The sequence below is a fragment of the Haladaptatus sp. DYF46 genome, from assembly GCF_021083305.1.
Taxonomy (GTDB): Archaea; Halobacteriota; Halobacteria; order Halobacteriales; family Haladaptataceae; genus Haladaptatus.
Window position 1 is genome coordinate 1,815,384 of sequence record NZ_JAJFAY010000001.1, and the last position, 19,332, is coordinate 1,834,715.

Here is a 19,332-nt window from a genome sequence, read left to right on the forward strand (position 1 = left end):
ATTAGCTCCCCCCGTTGTGCGCGACGCGCATCAAATCAAGCGCGCGCTGGAACGCCCGCAAATTCTGGAATATCTTCTTGTTGTCCCCTCGCATCCGAAGATGGCCGTCCTCGTTCCTGACCGCGCTGCGATAGTGCGACGCGACGATTTCGTGATTGAACGCGGGCGGGTTCTCCTGAACGAACTCCTCCCACGCCTCGCGGGAGCCTTCGACGCCGAACGACCAGCGGTCGTTCAACGTCGGGTTCGGCCGAATCTCGCGAATCGAACCGTCCCGCATCTCGATGAGGAATCGCTCGTCGCCGATTTCGACGTAGAAGTCGTCGTCGAACTTGTCGTGGCCTCGAACCTCCATCTCGGGGTCGCTGTTCACCGTCTCCTTGTACCGTTCCCACCATTCGTGACTGGCGAAGTCTGTATCGTTCATGCTGTCCCCCGAAAGCGAGACGGGAGGGTTCATGATAAAAAATTGTATAATCAATCCGGTGGGTGCGAAGCGGAATCTGCAAGCGGCTCCCCACAGTCGGGACACCGCTCGTCCGCCATCGTCACCGGCGCGTCACAGGCGGGACAGAACTCCAGATAGCAGGCACGTTCGCCCATGTCAGTTCGTAACACAGGAACGGATAAATGGCTTGTGTTACCCGTCCATGGGAGCGTCAGCAGTTTTCACTCCGTCCGGCTTTCCTCGGGTGGATTTCGAAATCCTTTTTTGTACCATCCGCCTTTTCCAGGATGAGCCGCCTTAGCTCAGACTGGGAGAGCACTCGACTGAAGATCGAGCTGTCCCCGGTTCAAATCCGGGAGGCGGCATGTTTCTGCGAACAATTCCATGAGCAACAGAAACGGCTGCATCCACTCACAGTCACGAAGAGATATTGTTCCAACAGTAACCCTCCAAATTCATACGGAATCCGTACACAGTCCTATCCATGACAGAACGGTGGCTCTACTCGTGGGCACTCGGCTCGATTTCGTTCGGCGGTGCGTCCCTGCTGATACCGCTCTACATCGTCGAACTCGGAGCCTCGACGGTGGAGCTGGGTATCTTGGCGGCGACGGCCGCGCTCATCGGTGCCCCGGGAGCGATAGCGTTCGGCCGACTCGCCAATCGTGTCGACCATCGGCGGCCGTTAGTGGTGATAACGCTCGCCACCGTTGCCGCCTTTCTCGCCGCGATTCCCCTGTTGGACAGCGTTACCGCGGTCATCGTCGCCAACGCCGTCATCTGGCTGGTCGTCTCGTCCATCGCACCCGTGTTGACGATGCTGGTCGTGGACGACGCGCCGGAATCCGCGTGGAGCGAGCGGATAGGGCTGCTGAACAAATATCAGGGCTATGGCTGGGCCGGTGGTCTCGTACTCGGGACTGTCTGGCCGTTTATCGGGGGACAGCTCGTCGGGGAGGAGGCCGTCACTCGCGCGCTCTTCTGGGTGTTCGCCCTCTGTGCGGGGGTGAGCGTGATAGGGGCGGTCCGGTCGCTTCCGCGTCCCGACCCGAGTGCCCACGTCACGAGCGAACGAAAAATCCGCAAGGTCGCACGACTCCTCTCGACTTCGAACCGGGGCATCAAGGGAACCGCCTTCGTGTTTTCACCGAACCGGTTGTACTGGACCACCCGGCGGTTCCGTCCACGCAGACTCCTCGGCCGGGTCAATCCGGGCTTGGCGACCTATCTGGTCGCCGCCGTACTTTTCTTCACGGGATTCGCCGTCTTCTGGGCACCACTGCCGTTGTTCCTCACTGACTCCGGCTTCGATTCCGAGGAGGTGTTCGCCCTGTACTTGGCTTCGAGTCTCGCCTCCGCAGTCCTCTACGAGGGCGTCGGGACGGTCGCATCGCGATACGACGTTCGACTCCTCCAATCAAGTGCGCTCGCGGTTCGTGGCGTGCTCTTTCCGGGGATCACACTGGTAGCCGGTTTGGGGGCCGTGACACTCGGGTTCGGGGCTGCTGGGGTCGGTCTCGCCGCTATCGGTTTGACGTGGGCGGTCATCGCCGTCGTCGGCACTGCAATCGTCACTCGCCTCGCACCGCGGAACGTCCGTGGCGAGGTTCTCGGAGTCTACACGGCCCTCGGTGCCATCGCAGGTGGTATCGGCGGGGTACTCGGTGGCTGGGTGGCTACCTTCGGCTACGGCGTTGCGTTCGGCGTCGCAGGGGGATTCGTACTCCTCGGAGCCGTTCTCGTCCTGTCGCTCCGGACACTCTCGGAAGGAAGCAGGACGACCGAACCACTCCCGGATACGGATGACGCCTCTCACGACGGCACTGCCGTGCCGACATCGATGAACGAAGTCGGCGAGAAGCGCGCCGAATGAAGTCGATTCCCTCCTCACGATATCGGTTGCTTCGACCAATTCGTCGAGGCGAGAAACGCGGGCGAATCGTTTTGGTCGAAACGGCCGCTTCCTTTACCGCATCTGAAAAGAACTTTTAGTTTCGATTCGAAACAGCCGCTGTGGATACTCGTTTCCCGAACCCGGCGCGATTGACCATTCTCGCGATCGGTCTCGTGCTCGCCCGTCTCGGCCTCGTCGACGCGAAGAACGTCCGTCGGACGACGGATTTGGCGTGGCCGCGCATCGTCACCGGCATCGCTCGGATGTCGAAAAACGCCGTGGACGTGGCGTTCGTCGGCATCGCCATCGGCCCGGCGGCGATCGCGGGCGTCGGGTTCGCCACGCCGTTCTGGGGGATGGCGTTCTCGCTCGGCGGCGGGTTTGCAGGGGGAACCATCGCGCTCGTCTCGCAGCGATACGGTGCCGAGGCCTACGAGGAGATGGGGCAGGCGATTCGGTCGAGCGTCGCGCTCGTGCTGTTGGTCTCCCTCCCGGTAGCGGCCGTCTTCTGGCTGTTCCCGTCGGAACTCGTCTCGTTGATGACGGGGGACGAGCGGATCATCGAACTGGGTGCGCGGTACCTACACATCATCTCGTTCGGCGTTCCGCTCGCGGCGGTCAACCTCGTCGGAAGCCGGATTTACATCGGCGCTGACGACGCGTGGACGCCGATGGTCATTCGGGCGGGCGGCGCGGTGACGAACATCGTCTTGAGCGCGATGTTCGTCTTCCAGTTCGGGATGGGCGTCGCGGGCGCGGCGTGGGGGACGCTCCTCTCGAACGTCGTCGTGACCGTCGTGTTCGCCATCGGCGTCGTCGCGGGTCGGCTTCCCGGCATGGGCGAACTGCCCGTGAAGGTCGACCCGTTCGGGAAGTATCTCGACGTGGAAACGCTTCGACAGGTGGTGCAAATCGGTCTGCCAGTCGTCGGTCGGAACATGGTGTGGACGGTCGCCAAGTTCCCGATGCTGGCCATCGTCGCCCTGTTCGGTCCGAGCGTCGCAGCGGCGTACGTCATCAGTCGGCGGATTTGGGGCCTGATGAACACGCCCGGATGGGGCTTCGGCTTGGCGTCGAGCAGCCTCGTCGGCCAGGAACTCGGGGCGGGCGACGAACGGAGCGCGGAGACGTATGCCCGTGACGTCGTCCTCTTCTCGGTGGCGACGTACGTCGTCGCGGCGGCCATCGTGTTCGCGTTCGCGCGACCCATCGTCCTGTCGTTCGTTTCGGACCCGAACGACCCGGCGGTGCCGCACGCCATCACGTTGGTCTACGTCTCGTGTTTCGCCATTCTGGCGCAGGGAGTCAACGGTGCGGTCGCCGGTCCTCTCGACGCCAGCGGCGACACGCGCTGGCCGTTCATGGCCCAAGCGGTCGGCATGTTCCTGTGTTCGATTCCGTTGGCGTATCTCGGGACCACGACGCCGCTCGCGCTGTGGGGACTGTACCTCTCGTACGTCGCCGAGACGACGGTTCCGGCGATTCTCAACTACTACCGGTTTTCGACCGGACGCTGGAAAGTCATCAGCCGTCAGTTCCGTCCCGAAGCGTCGTACGCGGACGACTGAGGCGATTTCGTCGCCGACCGAGGTAGGGTTATACTGAACGATGGCGTAGGGATATCGAGCGATGACGCAACCGCTCTGAGCCATCATGCACGTTTCGAAAACATCGCGTCGATTCCTCTCCCATCAGCGACATTCCGTGGTTCTGTTCACCTACGGCGTTGCGCTTCTCGCGTGGATACTGCTCGCAACTCGAAGGCTACCCACGTTGTGGTCGGCGATGGCGATGGACATGGCCGCTCCCGGGATGCCGGAAGCGATGGCGCTCTCGAACGGGGCGATGGGTGTCGGCCTGTATCTGTTCGTCTGGGGAATCATGATGACCGCGATGATGTACCCGTCGTCGGCCCACGCGTTTCGAGCGTACTACGACGCGGAAGAACCCTACGACGGGAAGGGATCGACGACAAGAGCGCGGAAAGCGGTCGCCGTCGTTTCGGTGATGGGCACGTACACGCTCGTCTGGCTTCTCACGGGACTCGTCCCGCTGGCGTTCAACCTCGCCGTTCCGATCGCGGATATCGCACCGGAAAGGCGCGTCTTTCTGCTGGCGGCGACGCTGTTGGTGCTGTCGGCCTATCAGCTCTCGTCGGCCAAACGTCGGCATCTGAAACACTGTCGGACGCCGAGCGGCGACTTCGAGGGGAACGGTTCGGGCGGTAGGAGCGCGGTCCGCTCGGGATGGCGACTGAGCCTGGATAGCGTCGGCTGTTGCTGGGCGCTGATGGCACTGATGGTCGTCGTCGGGTCGATGAACCTCCTTTGGGTGGTGGCCATCACCGCGCTGATATCGGTCGAGATACTGGCACCCGACGGGGAAGGGTTGGCACGGGGAATCGGTTTTCTCTCCGGCATCGCAGGGGTCGGTCTGGTAGTTGCCGGAACACTCTGATTTCTGATAGTTACCGAAATCCTCTGATTGCTGGTAGTTGCCGGAATCCTTTGAGCGGGTCTTCGTTACATGTTCCCTTTCGCCCACAAACCGTAACCGTAGCGCGGATGAATCCACGTTCGTCATGAAAATATCGACCGTCGTGTTGCTCCTCGGTGCCGTACTGTTCGTCCTCCCGGTCCCCGGAACGTTCATCCTCGGCGGGTTGGTCCTCCTCGTGGGAGGAGTTACACGGTTCCTCGGGGAGTAATAAACCCGATGTTCGTGGTAACACCCCCCTCGGAAAGGTTATGAGGGGAGCCCGACTCCGTACAAAAGCAATGGCGAAAGGCAAAGTTGATTTCTTCAACGACACTGGCGGCTACGGTTTCATCGAGACGGACGACGCGGACGACGACGTTTTCTTCCACATGGAAGACGTGGGCGGCGCTGACCTCGAAGAGGGACAGGAGATCGAATTCGATATCGAACAGGCCCCGAAGGGCCCCCGAGCGAAGAACGTCACCCGTCTGTAATCGGGCGACGCTTTTGTGAGCAATACGTTACTACTACACTTTTAGCGACTCGAAACCGAACAGCGGTGCGACCGAACGGGGCGCCACGTACCGGGTCGAATCGACGACGAGAACGACGGATAGCGACGGCGTCGAGGAGAGGTGACGATGGAAGAGCTTCAGTGGACGGCGATGAACTACGAACGGAATGACGCTGCGAACTGGATAACACAGGGAACAGAACCACCACGGTTTTCACTATAAAGCACAATACTGTACGTATCCGAACGAGGTCGGTATCCAGCTATGACGAACGAAGAGACGGACGAACCACCGGATACGAGTGGTACGGAACTCGGCGCGGGACTGTTCGAGGAAAACATGGGTCCGAGTTCGTCGCTCGCACACCTGTACCGTGGAGAGATCCACCGAATGAAGTTCTGGCGTGAGCGACTCGACCGGACGAGCAACTGGGCGATAACGTTGATGGCGGCCATCCTGACGTGGGCATTTTCGAGTCGGAGCAATCCCCATTACATCGTCCTCCTCGCCATCATCACGGTGAGCATTTTCCTGCTCATCGAAGCACGCCGCTATCGGGCGTACGACATCTGGCGTTCGCGGGTACGGATGCTCCAGCAGAACGTGTTCGCGCTGGCGCTCGACGACACCGAGGGCGTCGTGGACGAGGACTGGCGACGGAAGCTGAGCGAGGACTACCGCAGACCCAAGATGAAGGTGTCCTTGGAGGAGGCGCTGGCCCATCGGCTTCGGCGGGTGTACGCGCCGCTGTTCTTCGTCCTCCTCGTGGCGTGGGTGTTCCAGTTGACGGCCTACACGCCGACGGCAGTATGGCCCCACGCGGCCGCGATCGGGTGGCTCCCCGGAAGCGCGGTCACGGGCATCGTCGTGGCATTCTACGCCGGAATCGTCGTCGTCGCCTACCGCCCCCGAACGTGGCACATCAACGGCGAAATCCTGCCGAGTGCGAGCGATGTGACCGGATGGGACTCCTCGCGGGAGTGAGTGGGTCGCGTTCGTCGCGAGGATCATCCCGTGGGATGATACGACGCGCGATTTTGGTGAAATTTTAACAGGACCGAATCCGAATTCCGGCCATGACCGAGAAGGAAACCGTCCGGCGCGGATACGACGGCTTGGCGGAGACGTACGCCGCTGAACGGCCCGACGAGGGCCGTGGAGTCGAACTACTCGACCGATTTCTCACCCCGATTTCGGAATCGGCACGCGTCCTCGACGTTGGCTGTGGGCAGGGAAAGCCGGTCCTCCGCCAGTCGAGTGCGGAGGCGACGGCGGTCGGCATCGATTTCTCCCGCGAGCAACTGACGTTAGCGACCCGAAACGCACCCGGTGCGTCCCTCGCGCAGGGCGATATGACGACCCTCCCCTTTCGGGACGGGGCGTTCGATGCCATCACCGCCTATCACTCGCTGATTCACGTTCCGATGGGCGAACACCGAGCGACCATCGAGGAGTTCGCGCGGGTTCTGTGTCCCGGCGGTCGATTGCTCGTCTCCGAAGGGCCGGGGGAGTGGAGCGGGGAGAATCCCGATTGGCTCGAAAGCGGCGTCGAGATGCAGTGGGACATCGCCGGAGCGGACGCGACGCGTACACAGTTGCGGGACGCCGGGTTCGACGTTCTCGACGAATGGAGCGTGGCGAACGCGCTTGCGGGAGACGACGGCCACTGGGTGTTCTTCTCGGCGGGACTCGACGGATAGGGCGCTGTGTCGGTCAGTCGTGTTCCCCCGAAAGTCGGGCCTGAATCGTTTCGACCGTTTCGGAGAGGAGACCCGTCCCGAACAGGGCGACCAACACCGCACCGACGGCGTCGAAGATGAGGTCGGTGATGGTGTCGTTCAGTCCGTACTGGATGAGGACGGGTTCCACGCCGACCGTTCGGGCGCTCATCCGTGCCACGAACTCCAGAACTTCCCACAGGACGCCGGACGCGAGCGTGAACAGGAGGACGTAGACGAACATGAATCGCGGCGGGAAGTACACCGCGTCGGAGTGTTTGTCGAAGGCTCGCGCCGTCGCGTACCCGACGCTCGCGACGAGCGTGGCCGAGAGGAAATGAGTGAGGTGGTCCCACCACCAGACTTCCTCGTAGAGGCCGAGCATGCCGACGGCGTGGAGGAAGACGGCGAGGGTTATCCACAGCGTCAGCCACGGGTCGAGCGAGAGACGGTAATCCCGCTCCAAAACGCCGGGAAGGACGGTGATACCGAAGGCGAAGATACCGTTCACCAACACCCCCACGTTCCGCGTCGCGAGGCCGACGAACGCGATGCTGGCGATGGCCAGTTGCAACCACCGGACGAGGCGGTACGAGGAGGTGTCGGTCGCCATCCCGAGTTGCGGTAGGGGCGGGGCAAAGTAAACGATGGCTGTCGTAATCCTTTCGACTTGTACCGCGTTACCACTGAGCACGCCGACAAACGCTTATACGAACCTTCCCTACCGGAGGTACCATGATGGCAACGACGCACGCCCTCGTCGGCGTGCTGCTCGGGAGTGCCTCGCTCTTCGTCGCGCCGGAGTTGGCTCCCGTCGCGGTTACTGCGGGCCTCGCCGGAGGCGTATTCCCCGACTTGGACCTGTATTCGGGGCATCGAAAGACGCTGCACTTCCCGGTGTACTACTCGATTGCGGCGGCGGTGGCGCTCGGCGCGGCGGTGCTGTTTCCCACCGTGTGGACGTTCGCGCTCGGGTTCTTCCTCCTCGCGGCGGCCGCACACTCCGCCTCGGACGCCCTCGGCGGCGGGTTGGAACTCAAACCGTGGCTCGGTCAGTCCGAACGAGCGGTGTACGACCACTACCACGAGCGATGGATTTCGCCGCGTCGCTGGATCCGATACGACGGCGCGCCCGAGGATTTCGCGCTCGCGGCCGCACTCGCGGTGCCGAGTCTGGCCCTCTACGACGGGACGATTCAAACGCTGGTGATCCTCGCGGTGCTGATTTCGGGAGTGTACGCACTCCTTCGGAAGCCGCTCGTGAGCATCGCGGAATGGCTCGTCGCCCGGATTCCGTCCCACATGCTGGCGTACGTTCCTGAACGGTTTATCGGCGACTTCGTCCAGTGAGCGTCGAACGCGCTTCGAAGGGTTTATTCACGCCCTGACCATCAGATTCGGTAGTAACTATGTCCGACAAACCTGCCTCGATGTACCGGGCCATCGACAAGCCCTCGTACACGCGACGCGAATACATCACCGGAATTCCGGGTTCGAAGATCGCACAGTACAAGATGGGCGAAGTGGACAGCGACGAGGACGATTACCCCGTTCAGATTTCGCTCGTCGTCGAAGAGGAGTGCCAGATCCGCCACGGCGCGCTGGAAGCCTCCCGCCTGTCGGCGAACCGCTTCCTGCTCAAGAACATCGGCGAGACCGGTTACAAGATGATCCTCCGCAAGTTCCCCCACCAGGTCCTGCGCGAGAACAAGCAGGCGACCGGTGCGGGTGCGGACCGCGTTTCCGACGGGATGCGACAGGCGTTCGGAAAGCCTGTCGGAACGGCCGCACGAATCGCCAACGGCGATCGAGTGTTCACCGCGTGGTGTACCGTGGACGACGCGCCCCTCGTGAAGGACGCGTTCCGCCGCGCCTACAACAAGATCTCCCCGCCGTGCCGCATCGTCGTGGAGCGCGGCGAGCAGGAACTCGTCAGCTAAACTCGATTCGTCGTTTTTACCGTGTTTTCCCGGGCGAGCGATAGCGCCGCGAGTTACCGGTCGAGGACGGTCAAATCGGCCACGAGGTCCACCCACCCGACGAGCGTGAGTATCACGCCGTAGACCAGCGGGTCGATGTAACTCGACTCCATACTTCCGTTTCGACCGCTCGCCCATATCTCGTACAGGTTCCCGTGATAGCGCACGTAATCCCCGACGAGCGTCGCCGGAACCGACGACGTGAACGGGCGCTCGTCGGATTCGACGGCACGCTTGACGAGGTCTTGCACGCGGGAGGGGAGGGAGCCGTAGTCGTGAACGGTGCCATTGCCCGGACTGTCGACCGCCGTGGCCGAGATGTAGTAGCCGGACGGCGGCGGTCCCTCGATAATCGGTCCGCCCGCCACGACGACGCCGATGGCCGTCAGCGCGAGGAAGAGGGTTCGGAGAGAGATGCGGGAAACCATACAGTTTCCTTCAAACGGAAGGCCATATGCTTTCCGTCGGACTGAAGCAAAAAGGGTGTGCCACCGTAAAACGCTCAGCGCCGTGATTCCAGTTCCTCGCGCAAATCCGCGGGTTCCATGTCCTTCATCGAGAGGAGGACGAGCAGGTGGTAGATGACGTCCGACCCCTCGTAGGCGATTTCCTCGCGGTCGTCGTCCTTCGCGGCGATGATGAGTTCCGTCATCTCCTCGCCCAACTTTTCGAGGACGGCGTTTTCGCCCTTCTCGTGGGTGAACAGCGAGGCGGTGTAGGAGCCCTCGGGGAGCGTTTCCTTCCGGTCTTCGATGACCTCGAACAGGTCGTCCAGTACGTCGTTCATGGGCCTATCTGGGCGACTTCCCGGATGTCCTGCAGTTCGTCGAACTGTGCTCGTTCCTGCTGGCCGTGTTCGAACACCTCGTCGGCGACTTCGATCGGCGCGCCGGTACGGGAGGCGAGCGCGAGCGAATCGCTCGGACGGGCGTCCACGATTTCATGGTCTCGCGGCGTCTGGATGTGGAGGTCGGCGATGTACGTGTTGTCCTCCAGTTCGGTGACGACGACGCGCTCGATGCGTCCGCCGAGTTCCTCCATCACGTCGAGGAGGAGGTCGTGGGTCAGCGGCCGCCCGATGTCCTCGGCTTCCATCCCGCGGGCGATGCTGATTCCCTCCTCGAATCGAATAAAAATCGGAAGCACGCCGTCGCCGTCGTCCGGTGCGAGGACGACCACCGGAAGAGGTCCGTCCTCGGTAGCGGCGACACGTACCGCATCGATTGAAACGTCCATAGCGAAACGAGGCGGCCCAACGGCAAAAACCTGCTTACCGCAGTCGGGTGACTGAACTTTGATAACCGCTCGGACCGGGAACGGCCTTATTCGTCGCCGAAGAACGCGAGGCCGTGAATCCGACTGTCGGGTGTCAGTTCCGGGTGAAACGACGTGCCGACGACTGGCCCGTCCTGTACGGCGACGGGTCGTCCGTCCCACTCGGCGAGGACGTTCGCCGACCCCACCTCGCCGATGAGCGGCGCGCGGATGAACACTGCCGGGAACGGGTCGTCCAACCCGGTCACGTCGAGCGGCGCTTCGAAACTGTCCTTCTGGCGGCCGAAGGCGTTGCGCTCGACGGTCACGTCCAAGAGTCCGAGATTTTCGACGCGGTCGTCGGCGGCGTCCGCCGCGGCGACGATGAGGCCCGCGCAGGTGGCGAGAATCGGCTTTCCGGCCTCGACGTGGGCCTGTATCTCGGGGGCGATTCCCTCGGACTGGAGGAGTCGTGAGATGGCGGTGGATTCGCCGCCCGGCATACAGAGGAGGTCACAGTCCGGGACGATGCCGGATTGGCGTATTTCGGTGACGGAAACGGACTCGCCGTGGGCGGTTCCGGCCCGGCGAATCGCATCGGCGTGTTCGCTCACGTCGCCTTGGACGGCGATGACGCCGGCGTTGAGACTCATGGGGGCACTTCGGAGTTGGTCGGGAAAAGGGCCTCGTTACAGCGCGAGGAAGTTCAGCACTAAGATGAAGACGCCGAAGAAGACGCCGAACGCGAACACCGTCTTGGGGTCGATTCGAATCGCGTTCCGGTCTTCGGCATCGAAATAGCGCACGAGTCCGGCGCTGGACATCAGCCCACCGGAGTTTTGACCACTGCTCATGGTTTCCGATCCGAGAGCGGGCGGCGTAAACCTTTCGCAACGTTATCGAATGCTATCGAATCATTTCGAAACGCTATCGGATTCGTGCGGCCCAACCCATTTGTTCCGCGGGGAAAAATCCCTGTACATGGATGAGCAGGTCGCAACGGCGCTCGACGATGCGTTCCCCCATCGCAACGTGGACGCGGTGAATCCCTCCGGCCCCTCGTGGAACGACGAGAACCGAACGGTCGGTATCGACTTCTCCGACGGCGAACGGGTGTACCTGAAGATGGCGAACGACGGGGATGGGACTCGAATTGCCCGTGAACGGGCAGTCATCGCGTACGTCGGCGCAAAGAGTGTGGTACCCGTTCCAACGGTGCTGGCGAGCGAACCGGAGCGGAGGGTTCCCTACCTCGTGACCGCACCGGTTTCCGGACCGTCTCTGCTGCAATCGTGGTCGGACGCGAGCGTGAGCGAGCGGGCCGAACTGGCTCGACGGGTCGGAACGGCTTTAGCGAACATTCACTCCCTTCGTTTCGAGAACCACGCTCACATCGTCGGCGGCGACGCTGACGGCCTCGAACTCGAAGCAGGACCGTGGACGGACGTGCTCGCCGAACGAGTGACGGAAATGCGCGAAATAGCGTCTTCAGACCGCTTCGACCACCGTTTCGACGACGTGTTGGAAGCCGTCGAGGCGAACCGGGACCTGCTGGACGAGTCACCGGCCGCACTCGTCCACGGTGACCCTGCCCAGCCGAACTGCTTTCACGGCGAGGATGGAATCGGCTTCCTCGACTGGGAGATAGCCCACATCGGCGACCCGGTTCGGGATATCGAACGGACGCGGAACCTCCAAATCGATTCCCTCCGTGGCGACGGTCCCGAGGAAATCGTTGCCGCGTTCTACGACGGCTATCGGGAGCGAGCGGGTGGGTTGCCGGATGGATTCGAGGAGCGCCGACGGGTCTACGACGCGGTTCGGTTGTTCGGACACACCGGCGTCTTCGACGAGTACGTTTCATTTCTCGATGTGCCCCCCGACGAACTCGCCGACTGGATGGAGACGGAGATGAATCGACGGCTCGCGGTAATCTCCTGACGGAACGGCTGTGACGGACGAACAGGCGGCAGAGTCGGGGGAGGAAGAAACCCTTATGCACGCGGCGACTGAATATTCCAAGAGAAACGCATGACCGTAAAACTGCTCGACTTCTACGCAGATTGGTGTGGCCCGTGCAAAACCCAAGACCCGATTCTCGAGGACTTGGAAGAGGACTGGGACGAAAACGTCGAATTCGAGAAAGTAGACGTGGACGAGCATCAGGACATCGCCAACGAGTATCAGGTTCGCTCGATTCCGACCATCGTCATCGAGGACGACGAGGGCGTCGTCGAACGCTTCGTCGGCGTGACCCAGCGTGACGACTTGGAACGCGTCCTTGAAGAAGCGGGCGCGTAATTCCGACACCGCCGTCCCACAGCTTTTTTCGAGAGATACGCTTCGAGCGCAGCGACCGCTATTCGAACCGGACGCCGACGTCGTGCATTCCCTCGTTTTCGAGCGCGAGGTTGATGAGGAGCGGCGTCATGCTCTCGACTTCGGCGCTGTTTTCGATGCCGCCGGCGTCGAGCGCCCGCAGGCCGTCGATTTCCTCGGCGAGTCGCACGACCATCTCCTTCGCATCGTCGTCGTCGCCGACGAGGAGGGTGTCCTGTTCGATATCTAGTTCGAGGTCGGCGAGGCGGTCGGCCGAGAGGTTGTGAAACGCGCCGACCACGGGAACGTCGTCGGGTACGGTTTCGGCGACGAGTTCGCTTACGCTCCCGGCCTTCGGCGGTTTGTAGTGAAAGCCGGACTCGTCGCGGTTCATCCCCACGGCGGGGGTGACGAGGACGTCCACATCGCTGAGTCGGTCGGCGACGTCTTCGATGGTGTCGCGGACGTGGAACGGCGGGACGGCGAGGACGACGACGTCCGCGCGTTCGGCGGCCATGCCGTTTTTGAAGCCGTTGATGGAACGGGAGACACCTAAACTGTCGAGTTCGGTTTCGTACTCCGCCGCTTTCCCGCGAGCTTTCTCCGGGTCGCGCGACCCGATGATGACCTCGTGGTCGGTGTCGAACGCCCACCGAAGCGCGAGCCCCTGTCCGATGTCGCCGGTTCCCCCGATGAGTGCGATTCGCATACTGAGGTGTCCGTCGGAACGCGGTTAAGTTCTCCGAAACCGGGAGTCGTGGGTTACGAATCCCTTCAGGATTTCCGCCGCCACAACCCCTTTTTCCTTCCTCGGCCTTGGAACGGACACGATGACATACGACGCCAACAGCGACGGAATTCCGAAGCTCGGACTCGGAACGTGGCAGAACACGGACGGGGACGAGTGCGCGAAAAGCGTCGCCTACGCCCTCGATTTGGGCTACGAACACGTCGACACCGCCCAAGCGTACGGCAACGAGGAACACGTTGGCGAGGGAATCGCCGACTCGTCGGTGAACCGCGAGGACTTCTTCCTCGCCACGAAGGTGTGGATAGACAACCTCGAATACGACGACGTCATCGAAACGACCGAGGACAGCCTCGACAAACTCGGCACGGACTACGTTGACCTGCTCTACATCCACTGGCCCGCCCGCGAATACGACCCCGAGGAGACGCTCGCGGCGTTCGACGAACTGTACGACGAGGGCAAAATCAAGCACGTCGGGTTGAGCAACTTCGACCCGGAACACTTGGAGGAGGCAAAGGAGCACCTCGACGCGCCCATCTACGCCAATCAGGTCGAGATGCACCCGCTCCTGCCGCAGGACGAACTGGTCGAGTACGTGCAGGAAAACGACATGACGCTCGTCGCGTACTCGCCGCTCGCCCGCGGGGAGGTGTTCGACGTGCCGGAACTGACCGAAGTCGCCGAGAAACACGACGCCAGCGAAGCACAGGTCAGCCTCGCGTGGCTGATGCAAAAGGACAACGTGGTCGCCATCCCGAAGGCGACGGGCGAGGACCACATCGAGGACAACTACGGCGCGCTCACCCTCGAACTGGACGACGAGGACGTCGAGAAAATCGACGACATCGGGGCGAAAGAGCGCCAAGTCGACCCCGACTTCGCGCCGTGGTAACCGGTTCGTCACGCGACCGTTTTCGACCGCTCCGTTCTTTCGCCGAAGCCGCATCGGGGGAGCTATGGGTACCGAGAATCATCTCGCGGGTATGACCGACCTCGTGACCTTCGGCGAGACGATGCTACGACTCTCGCCACCGGACCGAGAACGTATCGAGAGCGCCTCCTCGCTGGAACTCCGTGCCGCAGGCGCGGAAAGCAACGTCGCCATCGCCGCCCACCGGCTCGGTGCGGACGCGATGTGGACCTCGAAGCTCCCCGACTCGCCGCTCGGACGGCGCGTCGCCGCGGGGCTCCGTCGGTACGGCATCGACACCGAAATCGCGTGGAGCGACGAGGGGCGACAGGGAACGTACTACCTCGAATTCGGAACCGACCCGCGCGGGACCAGCGCCATCTACGACCGGGCCGATGCGGCGGTCACGACGGCGACCCTCGACGACGTGGCGCTCGACAGTATTCGGGACGCCCGGACGTTCTACACCAGCGGCATCACGCCCGCGCTCTCCTCGACGCTCGAATCCACCGTGGACGAGGTTCTCGCCGCCGCGCGGGATGCCGGGACGACCACCGCCTTCGACGTGAACTACCGTTCGAAGCTCTGGTCGCCCTCGGAGGCGCGCGAATCGCTCGCCGCGCTGTTCCCCCGTATCGACGTGCTCGTCACGGCCGAGCGCGACGCCCGCACCGTCCTCGACCGTTCGGGGGACGCCGCCGACATCGCCCGCAGTCTCGACGACGACTGGGACTTCGAAACCGTCGTCGTCACCCGCGGGTCGAAGGGCGCACTGGCGCTCCACGACGGCGAGATACACGAACAACCCGCCTTCGAAACCGACACGCTGGACCCCATCGGCACCGGCGACGCCTTCGTCGGCGCGTTTCTCGCCCTCCGTCTCGACGGGGAGTCCGTCCCGACCGCGCTCGAATACGGGGCCGCCACCGCCGCCCTCAAACGGACGATTCCGGGCGACGTGGCGGTCGTGACGCGGGAGGAAGTGGAGAGCGTGCTGGACACGGAAGGGCGCGATATCTCCCGTTAACGCCGCAAAGTCCGAGTTTCGGTGAGTACGTATACGAGCGTATCAGACGGTAGCCGCTCCGTTTGCGCAGTCAGGACGGTGTTGAGTCGAACCAGTAAATGGTCACGACGACGAAGAACACCATACCAGCCAGAAACAGGGGATACCAGAGTTCGTTGACCATTTCGTCCCTTGGAACGTTGCCAGCCATTCCGAGAAGTCCTGCAGCGAGCGTTGCGACTGCGCCACCCAATCCCAGAAATATAGTCTTTCGTCCGATTCTTCTGCTCATGCGAACAGATGTATGCGTAATACTATAAATTCATCTCGAATGCATCCCCATCCGGATACGTGCACGCTCCGTCCTGAGCGTGAATTTTCTGTTTCCGTCTCGAAACCCCTCCATCCTCGCCGCCGCCTAAACCGCTAACACCCTCGACGCCAAAAGTGGGCGTATGGCTACACACGTCGTCATCGTCGGGGCGTATGGAAGCGCGGGGGTCGCCGTGGCACGGCGGCTGGCCGAGGAGCCAAGCGTTCGATTGACGCTCGTCGACGACGGCGACCCGGGCGGCGGCCTGTGCATCCTGCGCGGTTGCATGCCGTCGAAGGAGGTGCTGTCGGCGGCGGCCCACCGATATCAGGCGCGTCACGACCCGCGACTGTCGGGGACGCCGGAGGTGGATTTGGAGTCGGTCGTGGAACTGAAAAACGACCACGTGCTGGGCTTCGCGGAGCATCGTCGGGAGGCGGTTCACGACCTCGCGAAGCGGGAGAACGTGGCGTTCTATCACGACACCGCTCGGTTCGTGGACGACCACACCGTCGAAGTCGATGGACGGGAGTTCGAGGCGGACTACGTCGTCATCGCCACGGGGTCGAAAGTGAACGTTCCCGACCTGTCGGGCATGGACGACGTGGAGTACATGACCAGCACGGACGTTCTCGACGCGACGGAGTTCCCCGATTCCGGGGTCGTGATGGGGTTCGGCTACACCGGTCTGGAACTCGTCCCGTACCTCAGCGAGGCGGCGGGAATGGACCTCACGGTCATCGAACACGACGAACGGCCGCTGGACGAGGCCGATTCCTCGTTCGGCGACGAGATTTTGGACATGTATCGCGAGGAGTTCGACATCGAAATCCTGACCGAAACGGAGGAAAAGCGAATCGAATCGACCGGAGACGGCGTTCGACTGCACGTCGAACGGGGAAAAGGAGATGGAGAAAAGGGAGACGGCGAATCGGAGGTCATCGACGCCGAGGAACTGTTCCTCTTCACGGGACGGCGGCCGAACCTCGACGGACTCGGACTGGAGAACACCGCACTGGAACCTCGGGAAGGATGGGTCGAAGGGACGATGCGGACCCGTGACGACTCACAGACGTTCGTCGTCGGGGACGCGAACGGCAAGGAACCCATCCTCCACGTCGCCAAGGAACAGGGCTTCAAAGCGGCCGAAAACATCCTCGCGGACGCCCGCGGGGACGAACTCGACCCGTACGAGAACGTCCACCATCACGTCATCTTCTCGGCCGTGGGCGTGTACCCCTTCGCCAGACTGGGCCTGTCGGAGGAGGCGGCGGAGGCCGCAGGTCGGAACTACGTCGCCGTCACCCGGCAGGCGACGGACGACGGCGTGTTCAAGACGAAACAGGCGTCGAGAGGGATGGCGAAACTGGTCGTGGACGCGGATGACGGAACCGTTCTGGGGTATCAGGGACTTCACTACCATGCGGACGTGATGGCGAAGACGATGCAGGTGGTCGTGGAGCGCGGGATGGACGTCCGCGACGTGCCGGACAGGGCCTATCACCCGACGACGCCGGAGATTCTGGACGGGTTATTCCGGGACGCGAGCGAACGCGTCGAGGAGTGACCTCGGACGGCGAGACGGGAGAAAGCGCATCACGCGTCGTCTTCACGGAACTGCTTCAGCGGTCGAAAGTACTGGTTTCGTATGAGGATTTCGTCGCGGACGACGAGACCGAACTCCGGAAGTACGGTTGCGACCCGTGTGAGGTCGTCGTTGGACTTGCCGACGACTTCTACATGAACGTTGTCCTCCCCGACCATCAGTTCCCGCACGTTCACGACGCCCGGAATGTCGAGAACTCGCCGGGCGATGTCCCCGCGTTCGCCGATAGGCGCGGTACATATCATCAATACGTTCAGCGGAAATCCCGTCCGTTCGTAATCGACCGTCGCTCGGTATCCTGTGATGATGCCGTCCGCTTCGAGTCGGTCGATGCGGTTGCTCACCGTGCTGGCCGAAACGTCGAGTCGACGTCCGAGTTCCGTCGTCGTCGAACCGCGGGCCTCCCGTTGAAGCGCGTACAGGATGCCCCTGTCGATATCGTCCAAGGCGTTCGATGCCATATGGAATACAAATTGCGACTGTTCGCCATGACGGTTTCTCTGGACGGACGACACATTCACTCGAAACCGTGCTCAAACGGTCGTCCATCGAAATCGGATGGACGAAGCGTTTCGACGTCGTCAACCGGGAACTTTTTTCGAGTTTTATCGACCGCCAAATTCGAGCGGGAGGTAAGGCTAAAAACCGGGGAGACATAGGGACAGATATGAAGGCCAAGCGGGAGTATCGACACCGGCCGGACATCGAGGTCCGGGTACTCGATGCCCTTGTCGACAGGAGTGAGGACGGAATGACGGTCTTCGAACTGCGGTCGCACGTGGAAGCGGGCATCGACGAACTGGAGGACGCGCTCGCGAACCTGAAGCGGGACGGTCTCATCGAAGCCGGGATGAAAAACGGGCGGACGCTCATCAGACCCAACGAGCGCGTCGTTCCCGACCCGGAGGAGGAAACCGACGAACCGACGTTCGTGGACAAACTCTTCGAGCGCTTGCCGCTGTAGCACATCCGACGTTTTTACTCCCCTACGCACCCGACTACGTGTATGAGCCTCGAAGCGCTGCACGAAGAGCACGGCGCGACGTTCTGTTCGATCGGCAATCGGCGGGTGCCACGCGACTACGGCCGCCCCGAACGGGCACACCGCGCGGTCAGAAACGGCGTCGGACTCACGGAGATGCCCTACGGCGTCCTCGTCGTCTCCGGCGACGACCGAATCGAGTACGTCGACAACATCGTCTCGAACAGGGTTCCGAACGAGGATGGACGAGGGACCTACGCGCTTCTCCTCGACCCGCAGGGGAAGATAGAACTCGACATGTACGTCTACTGTGCGGGCGAGCGACTCCTGCTCTTTCTGCCGCCCGGAAAAGCGACGCCGCTCGCCGAGGAGTGGCGCGAGAAGGTGTTCATTCAGGACGTGGAGATATCCGTCGCGACGGAACGCTTCGCCGTCTTCGGCGTTCACGGGCCGTACGCCACCGAGAAGGTCGCGAGCGTGTTGAACGGCGCGAGTACCCCCGACGAGCGACTTTCGTTCATTCGTGGGAAGATGGCGGACGTGGGCGTGACGGTCGTCCGAACCGACGCACCGACGGGCGAGGAGGGGTACGAAGTGATCTGCACGACTGACGCGACGGCGGACGAAATCGGCCGCGAACGGGCGAACGTCGAACTCGTCTTCGACGCACTCGTCACGCGAGGGATGAACGCCGCGCCCTTCGGACGGGTGACGTGGGAGTCGCTGACGCTGGAGGCCGGAACGCCGCTGTTCGAGTTCGAACTGGAAGGCGAGGTACCGAACGTGCTCGGCCTCCGGAACGCCCTCGACTTCGAGAAGGGCTGTTACGTCGGGCAGGAAGTCGTCTCGCGCGTCGAGAACCGTGGGCAACCGAGTCGTCGACTCGTGGGAGTGCTCCTCGACGCCGTGCCGGAGGAAGGAGCGGCGGTATTCGAGGGGGACGAAGTCGTCGGCGAAGTCACCCGCGGAATCGACAGTCCGTCGTGCGAACGACCGGTCGCGATGGCGCTGGTCGATTACGACGTGACGATAGGGACTGACCTGACCGTCCGCGTCGGTGGCGAGGAAGTCGAAGCGGAAGCGGCGACCCTCCCGCTCGTGGACGGTAGCGACGAGTCCGGGCGCGTTCCGAACTACGACTGAGGTTCTGTCTTTTTAG

27 protein-coding genes and 1 tRNA gene are annotated in these 19,332 nt (G+C 62.5%); 17 read left to right on the forward strand and 11 right to left on the reverse strand.

Annotated features, from left to right (window positions below):
- Window position 1: 1 nt before the first annotated feature.
- On the reverse strand, window positions 2-427 hold the full coding sequence (locus tag LJF34_RS09990; RefSeq protein WP_231184820.1) for a hypothetical protein: 426 nt from the start codon (window positions 425-427) through the stop codon (window positions 2-4).
- Between the two features lie 50 nt (window positions 428-477).
- Window positions 478-603: a hypothetical protein gene (locus tag LJF34_RS28920; protein ID WP_255665820.1), complete on the reverse strand. Its 126-nt coding sequence runs from the start codon at window positions 601-603 to the stop codon at window positions 478-480.
- A 136-nt stretch (window positions 604-739) separates the two neighbouring features.
- On the opposite strand from LJF34_RS28920, the gene LJF34_RS09995 reads away from it, so the two are divergent.
- From LJF34_RS09995 to LJF34_RS10025, 8 genes are all read left to right on the forward strand, one after another.
- A tRNA-Phe gene (locus LJF34_RS09995) sits at window positions 740-813 on the forward strand.
- A gap of 119 nt (window positions 814-932) precedes the next feature.
- The gene (locus tag LJF34_RS10000) at window positions 933-2,321 is read left to right on the forward strand and encodes an MFS transporter (protein WP_231184821.1); all 1,389 of its coding nucleotides are present in this window, start codon (window positions 933-935) and stop codon (window positions 2,319-2,321) included.
- Between the two features lie 140 nt (window positions 2,322-2,461).
- Window positions 2,462-3,910, forward strand: coding sequence for an MATE family efflux transporter (locus LJF34_RS10005; RefSeq protein WP_231184822.1), 1,449 nt, complete (start codon window positions 2,462-2,464; stop codon window positions 3,908-3,910).
- Window positions 3,911-3,995: 85 nt separating this feature from the next.
- A complete protein-coding gene (locus tag LJF34_RS10010) occupies window positions 3,996-4,799 on the forward strand; it encodes a DUF2182 domain-containing protein (protein ID WP_231184823.1) in 804 nt (267 codons plus the stop codon).
- 124 nt (window positions 4,800-4,923) lie between these two features.
- Window positions 4,924-5,049, forward strand: coding sequence for a hypothetical protein (locus tag LJF34_RS28925; protein ID WP_255665823.1), 126 nt, complete (start codon window positions 4,924-4,926; stop codon window positions 5,047-5,049).
- Window positions 5,050-5,119: 70 nt separating this feature from the next.
- Window positions 5,120-5,314, forward strand: a complete 195-nt coding sequence (locus tag LJF34_RS10015) for a cold-shock protein (RefSeq protein ID WP_231184824.1) — start codon at window positions 5,120-5,122, stop codon at window positions 5,312-5,314.
- 285 nt (window positions 5,315-5,599) lie between these two features.
- Complete coding sequence (locus LJF34_RS10020) at window positions 5,600-6,319, forward strand: DUF2270 domain-containing protein (RefSeq protein WP_231184825.1); 720 nt, start codon at window positions 5,600-5,602, stop codon at window positions 6,317-6,319.
- Window positions 6,320-6,411: 92 nt separating this feature from the next.
- Window positions 6,412-7,035 (forward strand): class I SAM-dependent methyltransferase, encoded by a 624-nt coding sequence (locus LJF34_RS10025; protein ID WP_231184826.1) that lies wholly within the window; start codon window positions 6,412-6,414, stop codon window positions 7,033-7,035.
- 13 nt (window positions 7,036-7,048) lie between these two features.
- On the opposite strand, the gene LJF34_RS10030 is transcribed toward LJF34_RS10025, so the two are convergent.
- The gene (locus tag LJF34_RS10030; RefSeq protein ID WP_231184827.1) at window positions 7,049-7,666 is read right to left on the reverse strand and encodes a hypothetical protein; all 618 of its coding nucleotides are present in this window, start codon (window positions 7,664-7,666) and stop codon (window positions 7,049-7,051) included.
- A 122-nt stretch (window positions 7,667-7,788) separates the two neighbouring features.
- Between LJF34_RS10030 and LJF34_RS10035 the strand changes: the two genes are divergently transcribed.
- Window positions 7,789-8,403: a metal-dependent hydrolase gene (locus tag LJF34_RS10035; RefSeq protein WP_231184828.1), complete on the forward strand. Its 615-nt coding sequence runs from the start codon at window positions 7,789-7,791 to the stop codon at window positions 8,401-8,403.
- Between the two features lie 59 nt (window positions 8,404-8,462).
- Complete coding sequence (locus tag LJF34_RS10040; protein ID WP_231184829.1) at window positions 8,463-8,993, forward strand: 50S ribosomal protein L16; 531 nt, start codon at window positions 8,463-8,465, stop codon at window positions 8,991-8,993.
- A 53-nt stretch (window positions 8,994-9,046) separates the two neighbouring features.
- On the opposite strand, the gene LJF34_RS10045 is transcribed toward LJF34_RS10040, so the two are convergent.
- The 5 genes from LJF34_RS10045 to LJF34_RS10065 all read right to left on the reverse strand — a co-directional run bounded on the left by LJF34_RS10045 (window position 9,047) and on the right by LJF34_RS10065 (window position 11,140).
- Window positions 9,047-9,460, reverse strand: coding sequence for a hypothetical protein (locus LJF34_RS10045; protein ID WP_231184830.1), 414 nt, complete (start codon window positions 9,458-9,460; stop codon window positions 9,047-9,049).
- Between the two features lie 74 nt (window positions 9,461-9,534).
- Window positions 9,535-9,819 (reverse strand): phosphoribosyl-ATP diphosphatase, encoded by a 285-nt coding sequence (hisE, locus tag LJF34_RS10050; RefSeq protein WP_231184831.1) that lies wholly within the window; start codon window positions 9,817-9,819, stop codon window positions 9,535-9,537.
- Window positions 9,816-10,268, reverse strand: coding sequence for a bifunctional nuclease family protein (locus tag LJF34_RS10055; protein WP_231184832.1), 453 nt, complete (start codon window positions 10,266-10,268; stop codon window positions 9,816-9,818). The genes hisE and LJF34_RS10055 overlap by 4 nt, the downstream gene beginning before the upstream one ends.
- A gap of 86 nt (window positions 10,269-10,354) precedes the next feature.
- Complete coding sequence (pdxT, locus tag LJF34_RS10060; protein ID WP_231184833.1) at window positions 10,355-10,939, reverse strand: pyridoxal 5'-phosphate synthase glutaminase subunit PdxT; 585 nt, start codon at window positions 10,937-10,939, stop codon at window positions 10,355-10,357.
- Window positions 10,940-10,975: 36 nt separating this feature from the next.
- Window positions 10,976-11,140 carry a preprotein translocase subunit Sec61beta gene (locus LJF34_RS10065; RefSeq protein ID WP_231184834.1) on the reverse strand — a complete coding sequence of 55 codons (165 nt, stop codon included), beginning with the start codon at window positions 11,138-11,140 and terminating at the stop codon, window positions 10,976-10,978.
- A 127-nt stretch (window positions 11,141-11,267) separates the two neighbouring features.
- Here LJF34_RS10065 and LJF34_RS10070 point away from each other — a divergent pair, with 127 nt between their 5' ends.
- Both LJF34_RS10070 and trxA read left to right on the forward strand, forming a co-directional pair.
- Window positions 11,268-12,227: a phosphotransferase gene (locus tag LJF34_RS10070; RefSeq protein ID WP_231184835.1), complete on the forward strand. Its 960-nt coding sequence runs from the start codon at window positions 11,268-11,270 to the stop codon at window positions 12,225-12,227.
- A 90-nt stretch (window positions 12,228-12,317) separates the two neighbouring features.
- The gene (gene trxA / locus LJF34_RS10075) at window positions 12,318-12,587 is read left to right on the forward strand and encodes a thioredoxin (RefSeq protein ID WP_231184836.1); all 270 of its coding nucleotides are present in this window, start codon (window positions 12,318-12,320) and stop codon (window positions 12,585-12,587) included.
- 58 nt (window positions 12,588-12,645) lie between these two features.
- On the opposite strand, the gene npdG is transcribed toward trxA, so the two are convergent.
- On the reverse strand, window positions 12,646-13,314 hold the full coding sequence (npdG, locus tag LJF34_RS10080) for an NADPH-dependent F420 reductase (protein WP_231184837.1): 669 nt from the start codon (window positions 13,312-13,314) through the stop codon (window positions 12,646-12,648).
- Between the two features lie 121 nt (window positions 13,315-13,435).
- On the opposite strand from npdG, the gene LJF34_RS10085 reads away from it, so the two are divergent.
- Together LJF34_RS10085 and kdgK1 are read left to right on the forward strand one after the other, a co-directional pair.
- A complete protein-coding gene (locus LJF34_RS10085; protein WP_231184838.1) occupies window positions 13,436-14,248 on the forward strand; it encodes an aldo/keto reductase in 813 nt (270 codons plus the stop codon).
- Between the two features lie 91 nt (window positions 14,249-14,339).
- Window positions 14,340-15,293, forward strand: a complete 954-nt coding sequence (gene kdgK1 / locus LJF34_RS10090) for a bifunctional 2-dehydro-3-deoxygluconokinase/2-dehydro-3-deoxygalactonokinase (protein ID WP_231185061.1) — start codon at window positions 14,340-14,342, stop codon at window positions 15,291-15,293.
- Window positions 15,294-15,363: 70 nt separating this feature from the next.
- Here the strand turns inward: kdgK1 and LJF34_RS10095 are convergent, their stop codons facing one another.
- On the reverse strand, window positions 15,364-15,564 hold the full coding sequence (locus tag LJF34_RS10095; protein ID WP_231184839.1) for a hypothetical protein: 201 nt from the start codon (window positions 15,562-15,564) through the stop codon (window positions 15,364-15,366).
- A gap of 163 nt (window positions 15,565-15,727) precedes the next feature.
- On the opposite strand from LJF34_RS10095, the gene LJF34_RS10100 reads away from it, so the two are divergent.
- Complete coding sequence (locus tag LJF34_RS10100) at window positions 15,728-17,152, forward strand: NAD(P)/FAD-dependent oxidoreductase (protein ID WP_231184840.1); 1,425 nt, start codon at window positions 15,728-15,730, stop codon at window positions 17,150-17,152.
- Between the two features lie 29 nt (window positions 17,153-17,181).
- Here the strand turns inward: LJF34_RS10100 and LJF34_RS10105 are convergent, their stop codons facing one another.
- The gene (locus tag LJF34_RS10105) at window positions 17,182-17,652 is read right to left on the reverse strand and encodes an Lrp/AsnC family transcriptional regulator (protein WP_231184841.1); all 471 of its coding nucleotides are present in this window, start codon (window positions 17,650-17,652) and stop codon (window positions 17,182-17,184) included.
- A gap of 206 nt (window positions 17,653-17,858) precedes the next feature.
- Here LJF34_RS10105 and LJF34_RS10110 point away from each other — a divergent pair, with 206 nt between their 5' ends.
- Together LJF34_RS10110 and LJF34_RS10115 are read left to right on the forward strand one after the other, a co-directional pair.
- Complete coding sequence (locus tag LJF34_RS10110; RefSeq protein WP_231184842.1) at window positions 17,859-18,155, forward strand: DUF6432 family protein; 297 nt, start codon at window positions 17,859-17,861, stop codon at window positions 18,153-18,155.
- 42 nt (window positions 18,156-18,197) lie between these two features.
- Entirely contained in the window at window positions 18,198-19,316 is a 1,119-nt protein-coding gene (locus LJF34_RS10115; protein WP_231184843.1) for an aminomethyltransferase family protein, read from the forward strand.
- Window positions 19,317-19,332 lie beyond the last annotated feature (16 nt).